The organism is Chryseobacterium panacisoli, assembly GCF_008274625.1.
GTDB classification, from domain to species: domain Bacteria; phylum Bacteroidota; class Bacteroidia; order Flavobacteriales; family Weeksellaceae; genus Chryseobacterium; species Chryseobacterium panacisoli.
Genome location: NZ_VTRU01000001.1, coordinates 1825050 through 1848851 on the forward strand (window position 1 = coordinate 1825050; position 23802 = coordinate 1848851).

At 37.8% G+C, this 23802-nt stretch carries 21 protein-coding genes, 1 tRNA gene and 1 pseudogene; 14 read left to right on the top strand and 9 right to left on the bottom strand.

The window, feature by feature from the left end; all coding sequences use genetic code 11:
• Positions 1 to 44: 44 nt before the first annotated feature.
• Together FW781_RS08220 and FW781_RS08225 are read left to right on the top strand one after the other, a co-directional pair.
• Positions 45 to 698, top strand: coding sequence for a ComF family protein (locus FW781_RS08220; protein ID WP_149386961.1), 654 nt, complete (start codon positions 45 to 47; stop codon positions 696 to 698).
• Positions 699 to 842: 144 nt separating this feature from the next.
• Positions 843 to 1529 (top strand): alpha/beta fold hydrolase, encoded by a 687-nt coding sequence (locus FW781_RS08225; protein ID WP_149386962.1) that lies wholly within the window; start codon positions 843 to 845, stop codon positions 1527 to 1529.
• A 1-nt stretch (position 1530) separates the two neighbouring features.
• On the opposite strand, the gene upp is transcribed toward FW781_RS08225, so the two are convergent.
• Together upp and der are read right to left on the bottom strand one after the other, a co-directional pair.
• Entirely contained in the window at positions 1531 to 2181 is a 651-nt protein-coding gene (gene upp, locus FW781_RS08230) for a uracil phosphoribosyltransferase (protein WP_149386963.1), read from the bottom strand.
• Positions 2182 to 2342: 161 nt separating this feature from the next.
• The gene (gene der / locus FW781_RS08235; protein ID WP_149386964.1) at positions 2343 to 3653 is read right to left on the bottom strand and encodes a ribosome biogenesis GTPase Der; all 1311 of its coding nucleotides are present in this window, start codon (positions 3651 to 3653) and stop codon (positions 2343 to 2345) included.
• Positions 3654 to 4027: 374 nt separating this feature from the next.
• On the opposite strand from der, the gene FW781_RS08240 reads away from it, so the two are divergent.
• Positions 4028 to 4098, top strand: a tRNA-Gln gene (locus FW781_RS08240).
• Between the two features lie 60 nt (positions 4099 to 4158).
• Here FW781_RS08240 and FW781_RS08245 read toward each other — a convergent pair.
• Positions 4159 to 4677, bottom strand: a complete 519-nt coding sequence (locus FW781_RS08245; RefSeq protein WP_149386965.1) for a hypothetical protein — start codon at positions 4675 to 4677, stop codon at positions 4159 to 4161.
• Between the two features lie 102 nt (positions 4678 to 4779).
• Positions 4780 to 7059, bottom strand: a complete 2280-nt coding sequence (gene katG, locus FW781_RS08250) for a catalase/peroxidase HPI (RefSeq protein ID WP_149386966.1) — start codon at positions 7057 to 7059, stop codon at positions 4780 to 4782.
• Between the two features lie 130 nt (positions 7060 to 7189).
• Between katG and FW781_RS08255 the strand changes: the two genes are divergently transcribed.
• The 3 genes from FW781_RS08255 to FW781_RS08265 all read left to right on the top strand — a co-directional run bounded on the left by FW781_RS08255 (position 7190) and on the right by FW781_RS08265 (position 8394).
• Positions 7190 to 7393, top strand: coding sequence for a hypothetical protein (locus FW781_RS08255; RefSeq protein WP_149386967.1), 204 nt, complete (start codon positions 7190 to 7192; stop codon positions 7391 to 7393).
• Positions 7394 to 7511: 118 nt separating this feature from the next.
• Entirely contained in the window at positions 7512 to 7979 is a 468-nt protein-coding gene (locus FW781_RS08260; protein ID WP_149386968.1) for a heme-binding domain-containing protein, read from the top strand.
• Between the two features lie 4 nt (positions 7980 to 7983).
• Positions 7984 to 8394, top strand: coding sequence for a thiol-disulfide oxidoreductase DCC family protein (locus FW781_RS08265; RefSeq protein ID WP_077419095.1), 411 nt, complete (start codon positions 7984 to 7986; stop codon positions 8392 to 8394).
• A gap of 194 nt (positions 8395 to 8588) precedes the next feature.
• Here FW781_RS08265 and FW781_RS08270 read toward each other — a convergent pair whose 3' ends face one another.
• Entirely contained in the window at positions 8589 to 10028 is a 1440-nt protein-coding gene (locus tag FW781_RS08270; protein WP_149386969.1) for an alpha-amylase, read from the bottom strand.
• A 187-nt stretch (positions 10029 to 10215) separates the two neighbouring features.
• Between FW781_RS08270 and FW781_RS08275 the strand changes: the two genes are divergently transcribed.
• Both FW781_RS08275 and murA read left to right on the top strand, forming a co-directional pair.
• On the top strand, positions 10216 to 10893 hold the full coding sequence (locus FW781_RS08275) for a DUF4290 domain-containing protein (RefSeq protein ID WP_149386970.1): 678 nt from the start codon (positions 10216 to 10218) through the stop codon (positions 10891 to 10893).
• Positions 10893 to 12200 carry a UDP-N-acetylglucosamine 1-carboxyvinyltransferase gene (gene murA / locus FW781_RS08280; protein WP_149386971.1) on the top strand — a complete coding sequence of 436 codons (1308 nt, stop codon included), beginning with the start codon at positions 10893 to 10895 and terminating at the stop codon, positions 12198 to 12200. Before FW781_RS08275 ends, murA begins: the two co-directional genes overlap by 1 nt.
• A 226-nt stretch (positions 12201 to 12426) precedes the next feature.
• Here the strand turns inward: murA and FW781_RS08285 are convergent, their stop codons facing one another.
• The gene (locus tag FW781_RS08285) at positions 12427 to 12738 is read right to left on the bottom strand and encodes an NIL domain-containing protein (protein WP_047378941.1); all 312 of its coding nucleotides are present in this window, start codon (positions 12736 to 12738) and stop codon (positions 12427 to 12429) included.
• A 159-nt stretch (positions 12739 to 12897) separates the two neighbouring features.
• Positions 12898 to 13557: a YiiX/YebB-like N1pC/P60 family cysteine hydrolase gene (locus FW781_RS08290; protein WP_172625685.1), complete on the bottom strand. Its 660-nt coding sequence runs from the start codon at positions 13555 to 13557 to the stop codon at positions 12898 to 12900.
• A 116-nt stretch (positions 13558 to 13673) separates the two neighbouring features.
• Here FW781_RS08290 and FW781_RS08295 point away from each other — a divergent pair, with 116 nt between their 5' ends.
• Positions 13674 to 14378, top strand: a complete 705-nt coding sequence (locus FW781_RS08295; protein ID WP_149386972.1) for a response regulator transcription factor — start codon at positions 13674 to 13676, stop codon at positions 14376 to 14378.
• A gap of 27 nt (positions 14379 to 14405) precedes the next feature.
• Positions 14406 to 15767: an ATP-binding protein gene (locus FW781_RS08300; protein ID WP_149386973.1), complete on the top strand. Its 1362-nt coding sequence runs from the start codon at positions 14406 to 14408 to the stop codon at positions 15765 to 15767.
• A gap of 86 nt (positions 15768 to 15853) precedes the next feature.
• Here the strand turns inward: FW781_RS08300 and FW781_RS08305 are convergent, their stop codons facing one another.
• Positions 15854 to 16705, bottom strand: a complete 852-nt coding sequence (locus FW781_RS08305; protein ID WP_149386974.1) for an EamA family transporter — start codon at positions 16703 to 16705, stop codon at positions 15854 to 15856.
• 402 nt (positions 16706 to 17107) lie between these two features.
• On the opposite strand from FW781_RS08305, the pseudogene FW781_RS08310 reads away from it, so the two are divergent.
• The 4 genes and pseudogenes from FW781_RS08310 to FW781_RS08325 all read left to right on the top strand — a co-directional run.
• A pseudogene (locus FW781_RS08310) lies at positions 17108 to 17488 on the top strand (MgtC/SapB family protein); the annotation flags it as partial.
• A gap of 106 nt (positions 17489 to 17594) precedes the next feature.
• A complete protein-coding gene (locus FW781_RS08315) occupies positions 17595 to 18695 on the top strand; it encodes an efflux RND transporter periplasmic adaptor subunit (protein ID WP_149386976.1) in 1101 nt (366 codons plus the stop codon).
• 26 nt (positions 18696 to 18721) lie between these two features.
• Positions 18722 to 21817 (top strand): efflux RND transporter permease subunit, encoded by a 3096-nt coding sequence (locus FW781_RS08320; protein WP_149386977.1) that lies wholly within the window; start codon positions 18722 to 18724, stop codon positions 21815 to 21817.
• Entirely contained in the window at positions 21807 to 23072 is a 1266-nt protein-coding gene (locus FW781_RS08325) for a TolC family protein (RefSeq protein ID WP_149386978.1), read from the top strand. The genes FW781_RS08320 and FW781_RS08325 overlap by 11 nt, the downstream gene beginning before the upstream one ends.
• A gap of 238 nt (positions 23073 to 23310) precedes the next feature.
• Here FW781_RS08325 and FW781_RS08330 read toward each other — a convergent pair whose 3' ends face one another.
• A complete protein-coding gene (locus FW781_RS08330) occupies positions 23311 to 23766 on the bottom strand; it encodes a DUF1801 domain-containing protein (protein WP_149386979.1) in 456 nt (151 codons plus the stop codon).
• Positions 23767 to 23802: the final 36 nt, after the last annotated feature.

Below are 23802 nucleotides of genomic sequence, written 5' to 3' on the forward strand. Positions count from 1 at the left end.
GACTTAATTGACTTTTATTTACTATCTTAGTACGAAACACAGTCATGATATTAGATTTATTGTTTCCCAACCGCTGCATCCATTGCAACAGAATCATTGATTCTGAGCTTTTGGTATGTGATCTTTGTTTTAGCCAGATTTATTTTACCCACTATTCCTATTTTGAAAATAATCCGATTAAAGAGAAATGCAGTTTGTTTTTTCCTGTTGAAAATACCTTTGCTTTACTGCAGTTTGAAAAGGAAAGCTTAAGCCGGCAGATCATTCATGAACTGAAATACAAGGGACGGGAAAAAGCGGGAAAAATCATTGCAGACTGGACAACAGAACGCCTGGACTTCAAAAACGAAAAACCTGATCTTTTGGTAAGTGTACCGCTTCACCCAAAGAAACTCAAGGAACGGGGGTATAATCAGCTGCATTTATTCACAGAAACTTTAGCAGCATTTTATGACGTTCCTTTTGATCATCAATTAATCAAAAGAAATCACTATTCAAAGGCACAGGCTTTAAAAGATAAAAAGCACCGATTGGAAGCTGCCAATACATTCTCTGCCACCCAACCGATTTCAGGAAAGCATATTCTTCTGATTGATGATGTTTTTACCACAGGAAATACCGTTTCATCAGTTGCATGGGAGATTTTAAATGCCGGAAATAATAAAGTAAGTGTATTGGTAATGGCAATGGATGTTTGAAAGGAGATTCGGGTTACGAGGTTCGGGATGCGAAGTGCATGATTTGAGGCTGCTCTCAAAACACTCTCAAACACTCAACATTTCTTGGTTAATCCATTTTCACTATCCAAATCTTTTTCCTAATTTTCCGGAAACTAAACCACTATGCCAAATCTGCTTTTATTACACGGAGCTTTAAGTCACAGCGACATTTTCATACCTTATCTGAACACGTTATCTCAGTATTTTACCATCCACACTCCTTTGTTTTCAGGACATGGAAATCTGGAACTTCCGGCTGAGGGCATTAGTATTGAAAAGTATACTCAGGAGTTATCAGAATATTGTGAAGTAAATAAATTGACAGATGTATCTATTTTCGGGCACAGTATGGGAGGTTATACTGCGCTATGTTACGCAATGAAGAATCCTGAAAATGTAAATTCTATTATCACGCTGGGAACAAAGTTTGACTGGACTGAGGAGCAGGCTTTAAAAGAAAGTAAAATGCTTAATCCTGATGTTATTCTTGAAAAAATCCCACAGTATGCTCAGCTTTTAGAATCACAGCACGGATCAAAATGGAAGCAGCTTCTTCCTGCTATTGCTGATCTGATGATTGATTTAGGTAAAAATCCTCCGTTGGAAAATAATCTTGCGACGATTAATATTCCCATTCAAATCATGGTAGGAGATAAAGATAATATGGTAACTCTCGAAGAAAGCTCAAGGGTTTACAGAAGTCTTCCGAATGCAAAATTGGCCGTACTTCCAGGCACAAAACATCCACTGGATAAAGTACGACCAAGTTTATTGTTGAACTTAATAAAAGATTTCTGGAATCTTTCTTAAGTTATCTTTGAAGTTTTTCTCCGTAGCTAAGGTCTCCGGCATCTCCTAAACCTGGAGTAATATAGCCTTTTGAGGTAAGCTCTTCATCAATGGCTCCTACCCAGATGTGCGCTTCAGGATATGCATTCTGAATGGTCTCTACCCCTTGTTTTGATGCAATTGATGCAACAATATGAAGCTGGGTCGGATTTCCGTTGGTTAATAAGTCTTTGATCGCTTCAATTAAAGAAGCTCCTGTTGCCAGCATTGGGTCTGCTACAATCAAAGGTCTGCCTTCGATGCTTGGGCAGGTCAGATAGTCCTGTTTGATTGAGAAATAATCGTTGGCATCATGTTTTCTGTAGGCAGCTACAAAACCACAGTCGGCTCTGTCGAGATAGTTCAGAATTCCTTCAAACAATGGAACTCCGGCTCTTAAAATAGTGGTAATAACCGGCTGTACAGAAATTTCCCTGCTTTTAATTGTATCCAAAGGAGTTTGAATTTCAACTTCTCTGTACTCCAGACCTTTACTGATTTCAAAAGCGGCAATCTCCCCGATTCTTTCCATATTTCTTCTGAATCTCATTCGGTCATGCTGGATATTAACGTTTCTAAGTTCGTTAATCCATTCATTGACAAGAGAAAAGTTTTGCGATAAAATAGTAAGCATGAAAATTTTATTTTAATTTCAGTTAATTGATATTAATTCCTGCAAAATTACAACTAAAAAACGAATTGAAAGATTGAGCTAAATGAGAAATTCTGATCTGATTTTATAAAAAACTCCGGCAAGCTTCGCTTGCCGGAGTTTCCAATGAACACATGTTCTTATTATTTTTGTCTGAAATATACTTCAATCGGAACTCCAGTAAACCCGAATTCTTTTCTCAGCTGATTTTCAGTAAATCTTTTATAAGGCTCCTTCACATACTGCGGAAGGTTACAGAAGAATACAAACTGCGGCGACGGCGTAGGAAGCTGCACACAGTATTTAATTTTGATATATTTTCCTTTCAATGCTGGTGGTGGTGTATTTTCAAAGATCGGAAGCATTACTTCATTCAGTTTTGAAGTTTTGATCTTTTTCTTGCGGTCTTCATAAACCTGCATTGCCACTTCTACAGCTTTTAAGATTCTCTGCTTCGTTAACGCTGAAACAAATAGGATTGGAATATCCTGGAACTGACCGATTTTGTCTTTGATTGATTTTTCGAAATCACGCATTGTGTTGGTCTGCTTGTCTTCGATCAAATCCCATTTATTAACAAGGATTACAATTCCTTTTCTGTTTTTCTGAGCCAGTCCGAAGATGTTCATATCCTGAGATTCCCATCCTTGTGTAGCATCCACCATAATGATTACTACGTCAGAATACTCGATAGAACGGATAGATCTCATTACAGAATAGAATTCAAGATCTTCGTTTACCTTAGATTTTCTTCTCATTCCTGCAGTATCTACCAATACAAACTCATGTCCGAATTTGTTATATAAAGTCTGGATACTGTCTCTTGTAGTTCCTGCAATATCCGTTACGATATTTCTTTCAACATCCAATAAAGCGTTTGTCATTGTAGATTTTCCTACGTTTGGACGGCCTGCAATAGTAATTTTAGGTAATCCTTCAAATGGATCTTTATATTCTGTTGTTGGGAAATCTCTAACGATATCATCTAAGATTTCTCCTGTTCCTGAACCGGTAGCAGAAGAAAGAGTATAATATTTATCAATTCCTAACTGGTAGAATTCTGTTGCCGGAAGTTCTTCTTTGGCAGAATCTACTTTATTGATAACAATATAAATAGGTTTATTGGATCTTCTTAATAAACTGTAAATTTCATAGTCTGTATCAGTAAGGCCTTCTTCCACATTCATCATAAAGATAATAGAAGTAGCTTCTTCCACGGCCAATTGTACCTGCTTACGGATTTCTTCTTCAAAGATATCATCCGTACCTACATCATAACCTCCGGTATCAATTACAGTAAAATCTACTCCGTTCCAGTCAGATTTTCCGTAGTGACGGTCTCTGGTAACACCGGCTGTAGAATCTACAATAGCTTCTCTTCTTTCTAATAAACGATTAAAAAGCGTGGATTTTCCTACGTTGGGACGTCCAACGATTGCGACAATATTTGACATAAAAAATGTTTAATAATCCTTCTGCTTATGCTCAGGATATGTTATTAATGGGTTACTCCAACTTTTGGAGCCCAATTTTTTGCAAAGATAAGATTTTATTATTTAACGAGGCTTCTGAAGGTAGGAGCTGGAAGGGGGAGGCTGGAAGCTGCTATTCACCGGATAAACATCATGATCGTCAAGATTAAAATTGAACTGAGAACATTTGTAATTCTCCTATTTCACGCTAAAGCATATTTTTTTGAAAGTTTTTATCAAAAAATAATTATTTGGATATCAATAAGTAATGCTATTTAAGCTTCTATTATGTTAATTAATCTTTAATTTTGATTTTCATATTTAAAATAAATTCTATAATTTCGCAACATAGAAACAGACCTATAGTGTAACGGTAGCACTCCGGTTTTTGGTACCGTCAGTCGGGGTTCGAATCCCTGTGGGTCTACAAACCATCCTTTTTAAGGGTGGTTTTTGTTTTTTATATCTTTATATAAATTCAATTGCTTTAATCCAGATCTGAAATAGGAGATGATACCAGTTGTAAAGAATTAACATAATCATTATCAAAATAAATAGCTCGTATTTCTTTATACAGAAAAGATTCTATTAACAACCATTTGGCTCTGGGGCTCAACAGTCTTGCTTTGAATGAATGTTCTTTAACAAGATCAATTTTACCAATATAACATTTATCAGGATCTTTCAGCTCAATTTGAATAAGCTCAACTTTAGATTGCATGTCTGATAATAATTTTACATTATCATCAATATTTAGCTCAATATTTTTTTCAGCGATCACGCCTTTTAATCTCAGTATATTTTCTTTAAAATTGTGATCATCTAATCCCTCAATATTTTTAATATATCTCCGATTGATCAGCATAAAGCCATCCACTACATAATCAACAGGAATATATTTCAGATAACACCAATCCTCCGAGATATCAATTAATAAACCTTCAAATTCTTTTTTATTCTTTAAGGTAACTGAAACAATTTTATTGATGAGTTCTTTTGTTTTCATCTGTTTTTTTAGCCTTTTTTAATGAAGATCAAATTTACAACCTCTTAACATACAAAAAAAGACAGCATTTCTGCTGTCTTTTTCTTTTTTCATTTTTATTTATTAAACCAGATCAAACCTGTCCAGATTCATAACTTTCGTCCATGCTGCCACAAAGTCTTTTACAAATTTCCCTTGTGCATCGGAACTTCCGTACACCTCAGCTATTGCTCTCAATTCGGAATTGGAACCGAACACAAGATCAGCTCTGGTTGCCGTCCATTTTGGCTGGCCGGTTGACCGGTCACTTCCCATATAAAGCTGCTTATCGTCTGACATGGCTTTCCACTGAGTTCCCATATCTAAAAGATTCACGAAGAAATCATTGGTAAGAACTCCCGGACGGCTGGTAAATACCCCATGTTTTGAACCGTCAAAGTTCGTATCCAAAGCACGCATACCTCCTACCAATACTGTTAATTCAGGAGCTGTAAGACTCAACAGTTGGGCTTTATCTATTAATAAAGATTCTGTAGACACTGTAAATCTTCTTTTCAGGTAATTACGGAATCCATCGGCAACAGGTTCAAGATATCCCATAGATTCTACATCGGTTTGTTCCTGAGAAGCATCCATTCTTCCCGGAGCAAAAGGAACTTTCACATCCTGTCCGGCATTTCTTGCAGCAACTTCTACCGCTGCATTACCTGCCAAAACAATCAGATCGGCTAATGATATTTTTTTACCTCCGTTTTGAGAATCGTTGAATTCTTTCTGGATTCCTTCCAATACTCCTAATACTTTATTCACTTGTGAAGGATTGTTCACTTCCCAGTTTCTCTGAGGCTCTAATCTTATTCTGGCTCCATTGGCACCACCACGCTTATCACTTCCTCTGAAAGTAGAAGCAGATGCCCAGGCTGTAGAAATAAGCTCAGAATTACTTAATCCTGAATTTAAAACTTTTGATTTTAATGCTTCCACATCATTTCCGTCAACCAGCTCATGATTCACTTGAGGAATAGGATCCTGCCAAATTAATTCTTCCTGTGGAACATCTGGCCCTAAATAACGGGCACGCGGTCCCATATCTCTGTGTGTCAATTTAAACCATGCTCTTGCAAAGGCATCGGCAAAGGCATCAGGATTTTCGTAAAAATGTCTTGAAATTTTTGCGTAAACAGGATCCAGTCTCAATGAAAGGTCTGTTGTAAGCATTGTCGGTTTATGCTTTTTGCCAGCATCAAATGCATCAGGAATAATATCTGCTCCATCCTTTGCTACCCATTGGTGAGCTCCGGCAGGGCTTTTTGTCAATTCCCATTCATTTTCAAAAAGGTTTTTAAAGAAATAATTACTCCACTGAGTCGGAGTTTCTGTCCAGGTTACTTCCAGACCACTCGAAATGGCGTCTCTACCACTTCCTGATTTATAAGTACTTGCCCATCCAAGTCCCTGCTGTTCAATTCCTGCCCCTTCAGGTTCTTTGCCTACATGATCTGCCGGACCTGCTCCGTGGGTTTTACCGAAAGTATGTCCTCCGGCAATCAGAGCAACCGTTTCTTCATCGTTCATTGCCATACGGCCGAAAGTATCACGTATATCTTTAGCGGCAGCAATAGGATCTGGATTTCCGTCCGGACCTTCAGGGTTTACATAAATAAGTCCCATCTGTACAGCTGCCAGTGGATTTTCAAGATTTCTTGAATGAATATCTCCGTCTGCATTATCATCGGTAGGAAGAACCGCTGACTGTCCTTCTACAACTCCTTCTGAACCGTGAGCATAACGTAAGTCACCTCCCAGCCATGTTTTTTCTGATCCCCAATAGACATCGGAATCTGGTTCCCAAACATCTGCACGCCCTCCGGCAAATCCAAATGTTTTGAAGCCCATGGATTCAAGAGCAATATTTCCTGTAAGAATTAAAAGGTCTGCCCAAGAGATATTTCTGCCATATTTTTGTTTGATCGGCCATAATAATCTTCTTGCTTTATCAAGGCTTACATTATCCGGCCAGCTGTTTAACGGTGCAAAACGCTGTTGTCCTGCTCCTGCTCCGCCTCTGCCATCTCCTACTCTATAGGTTCCAGCACTGTGCCAGGCCATACGGATAAACAGTGGACCATAATGACCAAAGTCTGCCGGCCACCAATCCTGGGAATCCGTCATTAATGCATGAAGATCTCTTTTAACGGCTTCGAGATCCAGGCTTTCAAATGCTTTAGCATAGTCAAAATCCTTATCCATAGGATCAGAAAGGGAAGAATGCTGGCGAAGTAAATCTACTCTAAGCTGATCCGGCCACCAATCAGAATTCTGGGTTCCGCCACCTGCTACACTCTTCTTCATTGTTCCATTATGAAACGGGCATTTGCTGATGTCATTCAAATCTTTTTCCATTGTCGTTTATTTTATATTGATTAATACAGTTTAAATTCTATGTTGTAAGAATAAGACAAACCTACAACGTTTAGGTAATAAATACAATCTATTAATTTTTATTTCAACGATAGTTAAAAACTATAAACATATGTTTCCAGCTGCATCAGAATTAAGACAAAATTGTGGTATTAAGTTAATCATTTTCCAGATTAACTTAAATAAAAACAGCAGCATAGCACTTAATTTAGAATTACTCAACGTAAGAATTTATAAAGAAGGGAAGAAAGAAGCTGAGAGAAGGAAGTGGAATAGCATCATAAAAAATAAATTAATAATTCCTAAAAAAGTATGAAAAGATGCACTATTCACAAAAACTACTAAAAATCCCCCCCGCTTCCCTCTCCCAGCTTCCAACTTTATCTCACTAAAAATAAATTAACTACCTTTATGATTACATGAAAACATCTGCTATGAAAAAAATAATTGTTGTCATTCTTGTTGCTTTTGTCATCATTCAGTTTTTTCCTATCGACAAAACAAATCCGCCTCCTACACCCGGCATGGATTTTCTGAAGATTAAAAATACTCCTGAAAAGATTGCACGTACCATCAGAACTTCTTGTTACGACTGTCATTCCAATGAAACAGCATACCCATGGTATACCAATATTTCCCCGGCTTCATGGTGGGTAAAAAATCATATTAATGAAGGCAGGAAACACCTTAATTTTTCTACCTTTGCAGTATATGAACCTAAAAGACAGCTTCATAAACTGGAGGAATGTATAGAAATGGTTGAGAAAAAAGAAATGCCGCTGGAATCTTATTATTTGGGACATCAGAATGCCAAACTATCGGATGAACAGCGTACAGAACTTATCCAATACTTCAAAAAAGTAAAAGAAGATACCGAAAGAAGAATCATGTTTAATAAATAAAGTCGTGGAAAACTGGGAAAATAAACATATTGTGTTTTTTGACGGAGATTGCGGAGTCTGTAATTTCTGGGTGCAGTGGATTTTGGAGAGAGACAAGAAAGACCAGTTTATGTTTGCTTCTCTTCAATCTGATTTCGGGCAACAGTTTTTATCCGAAAGAGGTCTGGAAACCAATATCTTCAATACGATGTACCTGTGGAAACCGGGACGATATTATCAGATCAAATCAAGGGCAGTACTGGAAATTGCCAACTTATTGGGGGGTGTTTATAAACTTTCTTTTATTGGAAAAATTATACCTGCTTTTTTAAGCGACAAAGTATATGATACCATTTCCAGAAACAGGATGAAACTGGCCAATCAGAAGTGTTATTTACCGGATCAGCATCAGAAGAAAAAATTTATTCAGGTGTAATGTAAGCTTAGAGAAAATTTTCTTTCCAATTATTATAAAATATCATTCCGTAAGATTTTCTTACAACACAACATTAAATGATGGATTGTATAGATTCCTACGGAATGACAAGCTTAATGGATAATAACAAGCTTAGATTAGTAATAAAAACTAATTTCCACCACCTTCATTATTCATTACTTATTATTCATTATTTATAAATTAAGCGACCATACAGAATAAGAATTTGGCGGACACTGGATTTTCACCCACTTATCCCCTTGTGTTGTCGGATACCATGTTGAGTTTCCAGTGAAATCTTTGATCTGCTGGCTGCTCCAATTGGTTTCTACCCATCTTTCCTGCCAGCTTGATGATGTATTGATATAGACAACCAGCCCGGGATTTCCATTATATCCGTTCCGTCTTGCGATATATTCATCGTTATCGGTATACAGAATAGAGGTTGTACCTGTTGCTTTATTGTTATGAATCCAGATCAGGTTATTCAGTCTTTCTTTGTTCAGCCATTCTTCATAATCTCTGTAAAAAATGGTAGGATATCCTTCATGAGTTAAGATATAGGCATAGGCCGGCATTTTATTGTAAATGATATCTGTATCGTGATTGGCTACAAAAGTGACTGCTTTATATGGATTTCTTTTCCACATCATATCATCATTCAAAACGTTTAGGTTTCCGTTGTCAAAAGCCTCGTCCATTTTATAATAAGCAGCAAAATCAAATACGGAACTGTTCGCATTATTAGCCCACCATTCCAGTGTATTCACATTAGAATCCCATAGTTCACCAACAGAAAATCCACCTACTTTAGAATTCCAGGTATTGACAACCCAGGGACCGAAACCTTTAACATAATCGAACCTCCAGCCATCAAATTTCATCACGTTCTTATAATATTTTGCCACAGAATCATCTCTTCCCCAAAGCCAGTCCTGAACATGAGGGTTGGCATGAGACAGATCGGGAAATCCACCAAAAGCTCCTTCGTCATTGTTCCCGTAGGCATTTTTATAAAAATCATTGTAGTTTCTCTGAAATTTTCCGGAAGCAACCCCTGAAAAGTCAGTCCAGGTATTCGTTCCGGTAAAAGGATTGGCTTCGGATTGTCCGCCACTATTATGATTGATTACAATATCTGCGTACACCTGCATACTTTCAGCGTGCGCTTTTGTAATCAATGCTTCTAGTTCGGTTCTTGATCCGAAACGGGTTTCTGTACTTCCATTCTGATTAAAATTTCCAAAATCATAATAATCCGTAGGATCATACCCCATAGAATAAGCTCCGTTTTGAGCTTTTGAAGCTGGGGGCAGCCATACAGCACCAATTCCTGCATCGGACCATGCTGTTAACTTATCTTTAACGGTATTCCACCAGTTACCTCCTTCAGGAACATCCCAATAAAAGCCCTGCATCAGAACTCCACCACCGGCGCCTGCTATAAATTTACCCTGCATAGATCCAGAATCATTTCCGGTACTGAATGGTCTGCCGTCATGATGAGTGACATTTACCGTTTTGTTATGAACTTCTTCCTGCTTGGAAGTCTCCGTAATCAATTCATCTCTGTTCTGACAAGAGCTAACTAATGCTAAAGCCAATAGGGAAAGGAAAAAACATGTTTTTTTCATCGTAATAATTAATTGTCAATATAACAAACAAGATACAATTTTATTAAAAACAATTTCAAATCAATGGAGAATATTTTAATTTTCAATAATAAATCAAGAAGAAAGTCATTTGAAATTTTCATTAAAAAATCATAATTTTTTCAGATTCTCGAAACAATTTTTCTTTTAATCCATATATTTGCATACTATGGAATACAATACCCAAAAAACTCAGCTTCATATGCCGGAATACGGCAGAATTATACAACAGTTGGTTGAGCGCTGCAAAGAACTTCCTACCAAAGAGGAAAGGAATGAAATGGCTATGGCAATCATCGATTTTATGGGTCAGAGAAACCCACAACTTCGCGACGAGGAAAATTATAAACATAAACTTTGGGACCATCTTTTTATTCTTGCTAATCATGATCTGGACGTAGATTCTCCATATCCGTTCCCTACCCCGGAACAATTGGCAGAAAAACCTAAAAGAATGGAATATCCAAAACTTCAGGGTGACTTTAAGTTTTACGGAAAAAGTATTCTTCAATTGATAGAAAAAGCAATCGAACTGGAAACGGGTGATGAAAAAGAAGCCCTTATTGAAGTGATTGCCAACAATATGAAGAAGTCTTATAATGTCTATAATAAAGAACATGTGACGGACGATGTTATTTTCCGCCATCTGAAAGAACTGTCTGAAAACAGGTTGGATCTTACGGGAATAGATTCTCTTGAAAAAAGTAAAATCTATTACACCAGCAATAACAACAACCGAAATAATAACAATAACAACAACAGGAACAGCAACAACAGTAATAATAAAAACAACAATAACCAGCCTAACAAGAGAAGGCATAATAACAATCATAAAAACAGAAAGTAATGAGTGGAACATTTCAAATAAGAGGAGGGAAAAGATTGCATGGTGAAATAACTCCACAAGGGGCCAAAAATGAGGCTCTACAAATTTTATGTGCAGTTCTCCTTACAGACGAAGAGGTAAGAATCAAAAATATCCCGGATATTCATGATGTCAACAGACTGATTGAAATTCTTGGAGATTTTGGGGTAAAAATTACAAAAAACGGACAGGGAGATTATACTTTCAAGGCTGATCAGGTAAATTTTGATTATATAAAATCTAACGAGTTCAAAAAAGACGGCGCAAAATTACGTGGATCGATTATGCTGATGGGTCCGATGCTTGCCCGTTATGGAGAAGCTTATATGCCAACTCCGGGAGGTGACAAAATCGGAAGAAGAAGATTGGATACCCACTTCCAGGGGCTTGTTGAACTGGGTGCTGAATTCAATTATGATGAAGAAGAATATTTCTATTCTTTAAAAGCTAAAGAATTAAGAGGAAAATTCATTCTTTTGGAAGAAGCTTCTGTTACCGGAACTGCTAATATTGTAATGGCAGCAGCTTTGGCAAAAGGAAAAACAAGAATCTACAACGCAGCTTGTGAACCTTATCTTCAGCAATTATGCAAAATGCTGAACAGAATGGGAGCCAATATCTCAGGAATCGGTTCAAACCTTCTTACGATTGAAGGGGTTGAATATCTTAGAGGAACGGAGCACACAATGCTTCCGGATATGGTAGAAATCGGGTCTTGGATTGGTCTTGCGGCAATGACAAAATCTGAAATTACTATTAAAAATGTAAACTGGAACCAACTTGGTGTCATCCCGAATACATTCAGAAAATTAGGAATCGAGCTTGAGCAAAGTGGTGATGATATCTATATTCCTGCCCAGGAACATTATAAAATTCAAAAATTTATTGACGGGTCTATCCTTACGATTTCGGATGCACCTTGGCCTGGATTTACGCCGGATTTATTATCTATTATTTTAGTGGTAGCTACTCAGGCAAAAGGAAGTATTCTGGTTCATCAGAAAATGTTTGAATCCAGATTATTCTTTGTTGATAAATTAATTGACATGGGAGCTCAGATTATTTTATGTGACCCGCACAGAGCGACGGTAATCGGATTGAATCAGGAAGCACCATTGAGAGGAACAACTATGGTTTCCCCGGATATCAGAGCCGGAAATGCTCTTCTTATTGCAGCACTTTCAGCAGAAGGAAAATCTATTATCCACAATATCGAGCAAATCGACAGAGGATACGAAAATATCGATGGAAGGCTAAGAGCTATTGGTGCAGACATCGAAAGAATTTAAAATTATTTTATTTAATACGGAAGCGTTCAGAGTAATCTGAGCGCTTTTTTTACCACCTGTAAAAAATTCTTTGAATTTTTGCCCTCCTCCAAAGGATGGAAATGGTCATCCATTGAATAATAACTATCATTCAACTAAATGGTTTTCAATCAACCTGAGACTAAAATAAAAAGTGTCCGGTAAAAGAACCGGACACTTTGAGTAATTAAAACTATATGAATCTCACTTAAAAATACTTTCTGCAGATATACTCCACCGTTGTATTCATAAGTTTATTTTTATTCAGATAGATCTCAAGCTGCTGAAAATCTTCTGAACTGACATTAATATATAACTGTACTGAACCAAAACTATATCCGTTCACATACTCCACATTAGCAGATAACACTCTATGACAGATGCCCAATTGATTGTAGATGGTATTCATTAAATGTTCAAATTTCATTTTCCCATTCAACTCTATTTCCAATAACAACTCTTTTTTAGGCAGGTTAATTTTATTTTGTAAAACCTGCAGGCCCGGATTAGGTGTAATCATCGCTAAACATTTTTTGGTTAAACTTCTAAGATCATATTGCTCTATGCATTTAAATCTGTGACAAAAATATAAAAAAATATTAGTCCACCAAATTAGTAGACTAATATTTTTAAAAATTTAACATAAAAAAAAGAAGCCTGTACAGCTTCTCTCAATATTTTAATAATTTCCTATTCTTTCCAGTTTATCAGAACCCGCAAGCCCGTTAGGATTACAACCTGGCTCACCTTCAGGGACTTTCATGTTTTTTTTAGTATAAAACTCTTCCCAGAATGCATTCGTTTTTCCTGTTTTGGGGTCAATAAATGTCATGGGCTCCAGTTTAAAAATATGTTCTTCCCGAAAAGCCCTTTCCACAAAATCTGAACAGTAATACGAATTATCATCCAGAACATAATTGAAGTTGTAAGGTTTTCCAAGCATGGAATTCGCTTTTTTAATGGCTTCAGGAATTATTTCCCGGTATTCCGGCTTCAAACGATAAACGATGACTTCCTGTCCTTCTTCTTTCTGATCTTTGATAAAGTTTTCCAGATCCTGTTTCTGAGCCCCCCCTTTGGGAGCAGCATGCAGAACAAACATATGGTTACCATCTTTTTCAAGAATTCCTATGTGATCAAATGAAGCTGTTTTTTGTTTTTGAGTAACATTATTGATTGCGCCGGAAAGCCCCGATTCTTTAGCCGTTACAAAAAGCAGGTCTCCATTTCTGAGCTGCACATTACCGGTAGAAGTATTTCTACACTGTACCAACAATATCATGAGACAGGACAAAAGCCCTGCAGTAATAAATTCTTTATTTTTTTTGCTAAAAAACATTTTAAATTCCGGCATTTTACTATACTTTCGGCACCAAAATTACAAAATAGAAATCATTACATTTGTAAGAACATTGATCTATTCTTCACACCAACCCAAACATTTTCCAGATTCTTATGCCACATATTTTATTAGTTGAAGACGATGACAGGCTTTCAAAACTGATTGCAAAAGGATTTCAGGAGGCTGAATTTGAAGTAACCGCAGCGTATGACGGAATCACAGGTTTAAAACTAGCTTTGCAAAACAATTTTGATCTGGTAGTGACCGATATTGTATTACCCAAAAAAAATGGTCTTGAATTTTGTAATGAAATTAAAGCATTACAACCAAATCTTCCAGTAATTATGCTGACTGCACTGGGAACCACCGATGACAAACTGGAAGGATTTGATGCCGGAGCAGATGATTATCTGACTAAGCCTTTTGAAATGCGCGAGCTGGTAGCAAGAATCAAGGTGCTTCTCAAACGTTTTTCACAACAGAGACAGCAAAAAGTTTCCGTTCTTACCTATGAAGGAATTGAAATGAATCTGGAACAGAAAACAGTTCGCAGAGATCATACTCCGATAAAACTGACTCCAAAAGAGTTCAACCTTTTAAAATTCATGCTGGAAAATTCGGAAAGGGTTCTTTCCAGAAGTGAAATTGCGGAAAAAGTGTGGGAAACTCACTTTGATACCGGAACCAATTTTATTGATGTATATATTAATTATCTCCGAAAAAAAATTGATAAAGATTTTGAAGTCAAGCTCATCCACACCAAAGCCGGCATGGGATTTATTTTGAAAAAAGACTATGAATCAGGCACTGTACAATAATCATTAAGATGAATTAAAAATATCAGGATGAAAATAAGAACCCGACTTACGCTGCTTTTTACCTTAATCACTGCAATGCTTTTAGGGGTATACAGCTTTTCGATTTATTATTCATCCAAAGAAGCCAGAGAAAAATCTTTTTACAGTGAGCTTCAAAATGAAGCGATTGCCAAAGCAGATCTGTTTTTCCGAAGCTCACTGCCGGAGCAGGAAATGCACAAACTTTATAAAAACAATACCAGAACGCTTAATGAAGTTCAGGTAGCAATTTATGATGTTAATAAGCAGCTTGTCTATCATGACGATGCCAAAGTAGATTATGTAAAGGAAACCCCGGAAATGCTTTCAGAGATATTCCGGAAAAAGAGAATCAATTTCTTTCTAAACGATTTACAGGTGATCGGAATGGTATATCATTACGAAGGAAAAACTTACGCAGTAACCGCAGCAGCCTATGATCAATATGGATATGAATATCTTACTCACCTTCTTACCATCAGTATTATCTCCTTCTTCAGTATTTTAATATTAATTTACCTGGCAGGAATATTTCTTTCCAAAAAAGCATTGAGCCCACTCAGTGAAATGGTCAAGCAGATTAAAAAAATTACAGCAGGAAAATTACAGCTGCGCCTGAAAACGACAAAAGAGAAGGATGAACTCAATGAGCTTGCCCAAAACTTCAACGGAATGCTGGAAAGACTTGAAAATTCCTTTGACTCACAAAAACATTTTGTATCCAATATTTCACACGAACTGAGAACGCCTTTAGCTGCTATTATTACCGAACTGGAACTGGCTTCTGAAAAGGATAAAACCCAAGCAGAATATCAGGAAACCATTCAATATGCACTGGAAGATGCCCGAAATATGGTAAAACTTTCAAATAGTTTAATGGACCTTGCCAAAGCGAGCTATGACCCCAATGAAATCAGTTTTTCCGAAGTTCGTCTTGATGAGGTTCTTCTGGAATCTTACACCAAAATCATAAAAGAAAATTCAGCATATAAAGTTTCATTAAACATAGCTGATACCGTAGAAGAGTATCAGCTTATCATCCAAGGAAATGAATATCTCCTGCAGGTCGCCTTTAACAATCTTATTGACAACGCCTGTAAATATTCGCCGGAACACATGTGTTCGATAGATGTCAAAAGCAGTTCCAAAATTCTTATAATTAGTTTTGCCAATAAGGGAAGCATGATTCATAAAGAAGATTTAGAACATATTTTCAAACCTTTTTACAGAAGCGAAACACCCAGACAGGAGAAAGGACACGGAATAGGGCTTTTCCTCACTGAGAAAATTATTCTCCTTCACCATGCAAACATTAAGGTACTTTCAGATCATAATGAAACTATTTTTACAGTGGAGTTTATGATCAGTTAATAAATCTAAAACTTCTTTCAAATTTATTTGAATATTAACTTCCCTTAAAATCTTAATTAGCTTAATGGTTTAAAAAAGTCATCCCTCTACTCGTGAGAAAGAGATTTCTTATTGAAAACGGTTGTCCCTATACTGGCCGCAATTACACAGCCAATAGAGATCCACTGTAAAAAAGATAATTCTTCAGCCAGAAAAACCAATCCTGAAAGTGCAGCAAATGCAGGTTCCAGACTCATCAGAATACTGAAAGTTTTTGCAGGAAGTCTTTTCAGGGCCGTGATTTCCAACGAAAAAGGCAAAGCACTCGAAAGAATAGCTACACCAAGCCCTTTTACAAAAATAGAGGGTGTAAGATTAAAAACCGCACCATCCCATATTGTAAAGGGAATGATCACAAGACTGGCAAATATCATCCCTGTAGTTACGGCATCTTTTCCATCCATTATTTTGGAAACCTTACCACCCATGACAATGTAAACAGCCCAGAACATCCCAGCAAGAAAGGCAAGTCCAAGTCCTACCAAATCAACATGATCATTTTGCCATGGAACGATCAGTAGAATTCCGACACAGGCCAATAATGCCCACACAACATCCAGTAGTTTGCGTGATAAAGCCAATGCAAGAAATAATGGACCTGCAAATTCCACAGTAACCGCCAGTCCCAACGGAATTCTTTGAATCGCCATATAAAAAATAAGGTTCATTGCTGCCAATCCTATTCCGTATATCGCACAGTACTTCCATTTTTGTCTGTCAAACTGTAAAAATTTCGGACGGTTAATCAACGTAAGCAATACAGCCGAAAGTACAATTCTTAAAGTAACCGTACCTATTGCTCCGATTGCAGGAAAAAGCTGCTTGGCAATGGAAGCTCCTCCCTGTACACATATGATCGCTAACAATGTAGCGGGGATCGCTATGTTTGATTTTTTCATTTCTATAATATACAGTTCTAAAGATTTTGGAAAGAAGTTTCCGGGATTAAACAAACTTTTATTTACATGATAAATCGTGAAATTCATCATCTGAAACTGCCTGCCTCAAATGTATTGAAATTTTATCTTTTACAATGGGTACAGTTTACGCTTATTAATAGGGCCTAAAAAATAATTAGCTCTTATCTTATCATTTAAAAAACAGGAAAACAGATTCTCTAATGATTTTCTAATAACATTCTAAAGCTTTTCTAACGATAAAAAAATGCAGTTCTCTTTACTTTTGCACAGTAAAAAATAAAGCATATGGACGCAGATCCTTACAGTAATTATCAACCTTAAAGCTTTAGTTGTACTCACTTTTCCCGTACAGCTGAAAGCTTAATAAAAACAGGAAAAGTTATGAATACATTTGAATTTACACTTCGTTTACTGACGGCATTCTGTTTTGGAGCCGGTATAGGTTTTGAAAGACAGTGGCGCAAAAAAAATGCAGGTCTCCGGACCAACACTCTGGTTTGCATCGGCTCAGCAGCATTCGTATTGATTGCCATCAGAATTGGTGGTGATGCAGCCGGAAGAATCACCTCTTACATTGTCAGCGGAATTGGTTTCCTTGGCGGCGGCGTTATCATGAAAGACGGCCTCACTGTGAGAGGACTAAATACTGCCGCCACATTATGGTGCTCAGCAGCCATAGGTGCATTATGTGCTCTCGGATATCCTATAGAAGCACTTATCACCGTAATCTTCATTGTCTCCACAAATATATTTCTGAGACCCTCTTTATCCTCACAAAAGGAAGCCCGGAGCAAAAAACTGGTCAATACTAAGAAAAACAACGAAACAAAATCAACAATCAGCAATAGCACTCAATTTTATTAAGATCATGAAAAAAGTAATCTTATTTCTTATCAGTCTCTTTGTAGTCTCCTGTAAAGACAATACACCTCAGCAAAACAAAGAACCGGAAATAGTAATAAAAGGCGACCTGGTCACCGTCCCGGAAAACAATCCCGTTTTCAAAAAAATTAAAACACAGGTCGTTACCGAACAGGAACACAGTGATGGTGTAGTTTCAGCTGGAACAATACAGGCCATTCCGAATCATTATGCGGAAATTGCCAGCCCCTTTTCCGGAAGAATTACAAAATCGTTTATTCAGCTTGGGCAAAATATTTCTGCCGGAAGCCCTCTCTTTGAAATTCTTTCCTCCGATTATTTTTCGGTTCAAAAAGATTATACGGATGCCTTAAATGATGTACAGCTTGCTGAAAAAAATTACAGACGCCAGCAGGATCTCGTAAAACATGGAGTAGGTATTCAGAAGGAGCTGGATGAAGCGGAAACTGATTTTAAAAATAAAAAAACATCCCTTTCCAATGCCTCTTCTGCCTTAAAGGTCTACAACAGCAAAGGTGGAGGTATAGGAAGTCCTCTTATTATAAGAGCCCCCATCAACGGAGAGATCATTTTCAACAAAATTGTAAACGGCCAGTATCTGAAAGGAGATGCCGACCCGGTAATGATTATCGCAGAATTATCAAAAGTCTGGATTTCCGGTGATGTAAAGGAAAAAGACATTCGTTTTATTCATCCCGGAGATCAGGTTTCTGTAAAAGTAAGTGCCTATCCTGACAAGAGTATTACCGGAAAAGTATATCACATCAATGAAATTGTAGACGAAGATACCCGAAGTATAAAAGTCCTTATTGAATGCAACAATCCGGACAGACAATTGAAACCGGGCATGTATGCTACGGTGAACTTCTCCACTACTCCAGAAAAAACGGTGATGATTCCTGTAACCGCTTTGATGCAGCAGGACAACACCCAATATGTATGGGTAAAAACAGGCAAAAGTCAATATATAAAACGTTCAGTAACAACAGGAAAAACCGATCAGAAAACAGTAAGAATCATATCAGGCTTAAAACCCGGAGAAACCATTATGACTGAAGGAGGAATTTATATGCTGGATGCGAAATAATGTAAAATGATGCGAAATCAAGAACTATGAAAAAATTACTTACAATCTCTATACAGAAGAGATGGCTCATGCTTGCCCTCTTCCTTTTACTGGGGTTTTTCGGATATTATTCCTGGACCAGACTATCCATAGAAGCCTATCCTGACATTGCTGATGTAACCTCACAGGTAGTAACACAGGTTCCGGGACTGGCCGCTGAAGAAGTAGAACAGCAGATTACCATTCCCTTAGAAAGATCTCTGAACGGGCTTCCGGGAATGCATGTGATGCGAAGCAAAAGTACCTTCGGACTTTCCATTATTACAATGGTTTTCGATGATGGTATAGATGATTACTGGGCAAGACAGCGAATTCAGGAAAGACTGACGGATGTGGATCTTCCTTATAATGCACAGCCAGGGCTGGATCCCCTCACCTCTCCTATCGGCGAAGTATATCGTTATATTATCGAAAGTAACAACCACAGCCTCCGGGAACTGACGGATTTGCAAAAATTTGTCATCATTCCTCGTATCAAACAGGTATCAGGTATCGCTGATGTAACGAACTTCGGTGGAATTACCACTCAGTTCCAGATCGAACTGGATCCACATAAGCTTGAACAATATGGACTTTCCCTGTCAGAAGTGACGGAAACCATTTCCAAAAACAATGTAAGTGCCGGAGGAAGTATGCTTCCCCGTGGAAATTTAGCATATGTCATCCGCGGAATAGGATTGGTAAAAGATTTAAATGACCTCGGAAAAATTGTGGTAAAAACACAAAACGGTGTTCCAGTTTTTTTGAATGATATAGGAATATTAAAATACGGAAACCTGGAAAGAAAAGGAATTCTGAGCTACACAGACCGAAAACGTAATTATTCTGAAAGCGTAGAAGGAATTGTACTTTTATTAAGAGGACAAAATCCTTCACAGGTCCTGGAAGGAGTGCATGAAGCGGTCGAAGAACTGAATAATGAAACGCTGCCTCCCGGTGTAAAGATTCATCCTTTTCTGGACAGAACAGACCTTGTAAAGACAACACTCACTACAGTTTCTAACACCCTTACTGAAGGAATTGTATTGGTTATCATCGTACTGATTGTATTCCTTGGAAGCTGGCGGGGAGCATTATTGGTAGCCATTACCATTCCTCTTTCTCTGTTATTTGCTTTTATATTAATGCATTTTACTGACATTCCGGCCAATCTTCTTTCATTAGGAGCCATTGATTTCGGAATCATTGTAGATGGAGCGATCGTTATGCTGGAAACCGTTCTGAAGAAAAGGGAAGAAAACCCGGAAGAAACACTGGAAGAAAAAACGATGATCCAAAGAGTGGTTGAGATTGCAAAACCCATTTTCTTTTCAACCATTATTATCATTACCGCCTATCTTCCGTTATTCGCTTTTGAAAGAGTAGAAAAAAAATTATTTACCCCCATGGCCTTTACTGTTGGATATGCCCTATTGGGAGCACTTGCTGTAGCATTGCTTTTGATCCCTGGATTGGCTTATGTGATCTATCGTAAACCACAGAAAATTTATCACAATAAATGGCTGGAGAAAGTAAACACGGCCTATGGAAAGAGCATTGAAAAAATAATGCAAACCCCTAAAAGAGTTATCATCCCTATTATGATTGTCTTAGTTTCTGCCGGAATTCTCTCCTATCATGTAGGAAAAGACTTTCTTCCCGAACTGGATGAAGGCTCTATATGGCTTCAGGTACAGTTACCTCCCGGAATTTCTTTAGCCCAATCAAAAGAAATGAGTGATACTTTGCGTGCCCGTACTTTGAAACATCCCGAAATTACTTATATGATGATTCAGGCAGGCCGTAATGATGACGGTACAGATCCATGGACTGCTTCACACTTTGAAGTATCTATCGGAATAAAACCCTACAGCGAATGGCCTGCAGGAAAAACAAAAGCAGACCTCATCAAAGAACTGGCCGCAGATTATAAAAATATGCCGGGATATACCGTAGGTTTTTCACAGCCGATGATTGATGGGGTGATGGACAAAATTTCAGGAGCTCACAGTGAACTGGTAGTAAAGGTATATGGAGAAGATTTTAAAGAAACCAGACGAATTGCCGAAAACGTGTTGTCTACTTTAAACCAAATTCCAGGTTCGGCAGACCTTGCCATTGATCAGGAACCTCTATTACCCCAACTGCAGATTATTGCAGACAGAGATAAGATCGCTCAGTATGGACTGAATGTAGCAGATGTTGCCGACCTTATTGAAGTGGCATTGGGAGGAAAAGCAATTTCCCAGATCTTTATCGGTAATAAAGTATATGATATTTCCTGCCGTTATACCGAAGACAGCCGTGACACTCCGGACAAAATAGGAAACCTGATGCTGACCTCTGCTTCCGGAGCAAAAATTCCTTTATCTCAGGTAGCAGAAGTAAAACTAAGTACCGGTGAAAGTACCATCACCAGAGAAATGAACAAACGCCACCTTACCGTAAAACTGAATTTAAGAGGTACAGATCTTTCTTCTTTCCTGAAAAAAGCACAGGATAAAATTGAAAAAGATATCAAATATGACCATGAAAAATATCAGATCAGATGGGGTGGACAGTTTGAAAATCAAAACAGGGCTTATTCCAGATTGGCATTTATTGTTCCATTAGCATTAGCGATTATGTTTTTGTTGCTGTATGGTGCATTTGGGGATTTCAGACAGGCTTTGGTTCTGATGTCGATTGTTCCGTTAGCACTGTTTGGCGGAATGCTGGCACTCAACATACGGGGAATGTCCTTGAATGTATCCTCCGCAGTAGGTTTTATTGCATTGTTTGGGGTTGCCATTCAGAACGGCGTTATTATGATTTCTCATATCAACGATCTGCGTAAAAAAGGATATGAGCTGAAACAGGCTGCCATCAAAGGTGCAAAAGACCGTTTCAGACCTGTATTGATGACGGCAACAGTTGCAGTAATCGGATTATTCCCTGCTTCATTGGCTACAGGCATCGGTTCCGATGTACAGCGTCCACTGGCAACGGTAATTGTCTATGGGTTGATGTTCTCTACTATTTTAACACTATTCGTGCTGCCGGCTATTTATTTTATGGCTGAGCGCCGCAACGAAAAACAAAATTTAGAATCAGATGAAAATTAAAGTTCATGTTATCATATTATCTGCAGTATTGTTAAATATAACAGGTATGAAGGCACAGGAAAAAGAGCTTTTACAGTTTGAAGACTACCTGAGTCTTGTAGGAAATAAAAATCTTGGATATGCCTCTCAGAAATACAATGTAAGTATAGCTGAGGCGGCTATCCAGACCGCCAATATGTTTCCTGATCCTCAACTGGAAATGGAAACTACCAATAACGGAGTGCGTAAAGATATGGGATATGTTTATGGAACCTCACTTGGCTGGACGCTTGAGCTTGGCGGCAAAAGAAAAGCCCGGGTGAATCTGGCCAGAAACCAATCTGAGCTGAGCAAAATACAATTGCAGGATTTCTTCAGGAATCTCCGTGCTGATGCCAGTTTAGGATATATTGATGCTCTAAAATCCAAAGCTTTGCTTAAAATACAGCAGGATTCTTATAAAAATATGCAACAGCTGGCAAAATCCGACAGTATCCGTTACCAATTGGGGACTATATCATTAGTCACTTCCAAACAAAGTAAGTTAGAGGCGGCTTCTTTGCTTAATGAAGTATATCAGGCAGAAAGTGCGGAGCAACAAGCTCTCACCAGTTTATCGGTATTTCTCGGGGACAGCAAAATTACAGGCAGAGATGTTGCCGGAGATTTTAATGCCTTTGACAGGGATTTTAGTATTGATGATCTGATTTTTCATGCATTGAATGAAAGAGCAGATTTACTGGCAGCCAAAAAAAATACAGAAGTTGCCAAAAGTCAGATCAATCTGGAAAAAGCCAATCGTGTTATAGATTTAGGCATCAGTGCCGGAGCAGAACGTCACACTGAAGCGACCAATGAAATTGCTCCTTCTCCCACCGTAAATGCTGTAAAAATGGGAATTAGTATTCCCTTAAAGTTTTCCAACAGAAGAAATGCAGGATTGAAAATAGCAGAAATGACGAACTCCCAAGCAGAGATTGAATACAAACAAATAGAACAAGGCATAAAGGCCGAAGTAATGCAGGCTTATCAACAATATGCAGCGACCCAGAAACAGCTCAGACAATTCCATAACGGAATGCTTTCTGAAGCTCAAAGTATTCTGGAAGGAATTACCTACAGCTATAAAAGAGGTGAAAGCTCTATTCTGGAAGTTCTGAATGCCCAGAGAACTTATAATAATGTACGAAAAGATTACTATCAGGCTCTTGCGGATAATGCAGCAGCTTTAATTGAGCTTGAAAGAAAAGCTGGGATCTGGGATATTCATTTTTAGCTGGAAGAGGGAAGCTGGAGGATGGAAGTTTCCGCAAGTCGATGAGTAAATTCGCACCATTTCATTAATCTTTAAATGCTCATCAAGAGATGACAATTAGCCGTTTTAAAACACAAATATAACTTCTAGCTTCCAGCATTTACGATCAGTCATTCTAAAAACACAAATAGTACTTCCAGCTTCAATTCTTTCAGCATAAAAAAAGGCTCTGAAATCAGATAGATTTCAGAGCCTTTTTTTATTTCTTATACTGTGATTCATAAATTTTGATCCAGTCATCGGGAGTCATTTTCTGACTCAGCTCGGCAATCAGTTCAAAAGGAATATCTTCTACTTTTTTGAAACGGACACAGGATTTACCCATATCCAGCTTTTTTTTCGAGTGTTTAGGATATTCTGCAACAAACCAATCCAGAAGTTCCGGTGTGGAATACAGCCCCATGTGGTACAGCGCTATAAAATTCTTCTGAGAAGCCAGATTGATGAACGGCAGTGGTGTTCCTGGTGCACAGTGATATCCGGCAGGAAAAGTTGCCAAAGGAACTACCCAACCTATCATCCCATAATTCGTAGCTTCTTCAAACCCTTTCGGAAGGTTATCATTCACCGTATCAAAAAGTTTTTTAAAGGCCTCCTGTCTTTCTTCAGGAATCTTTGAAATATAATCTTCTAGGGAAACTGACTGAATCTGCATGTTATAATTTTTTCTAAAATACGATTATTTTATAAA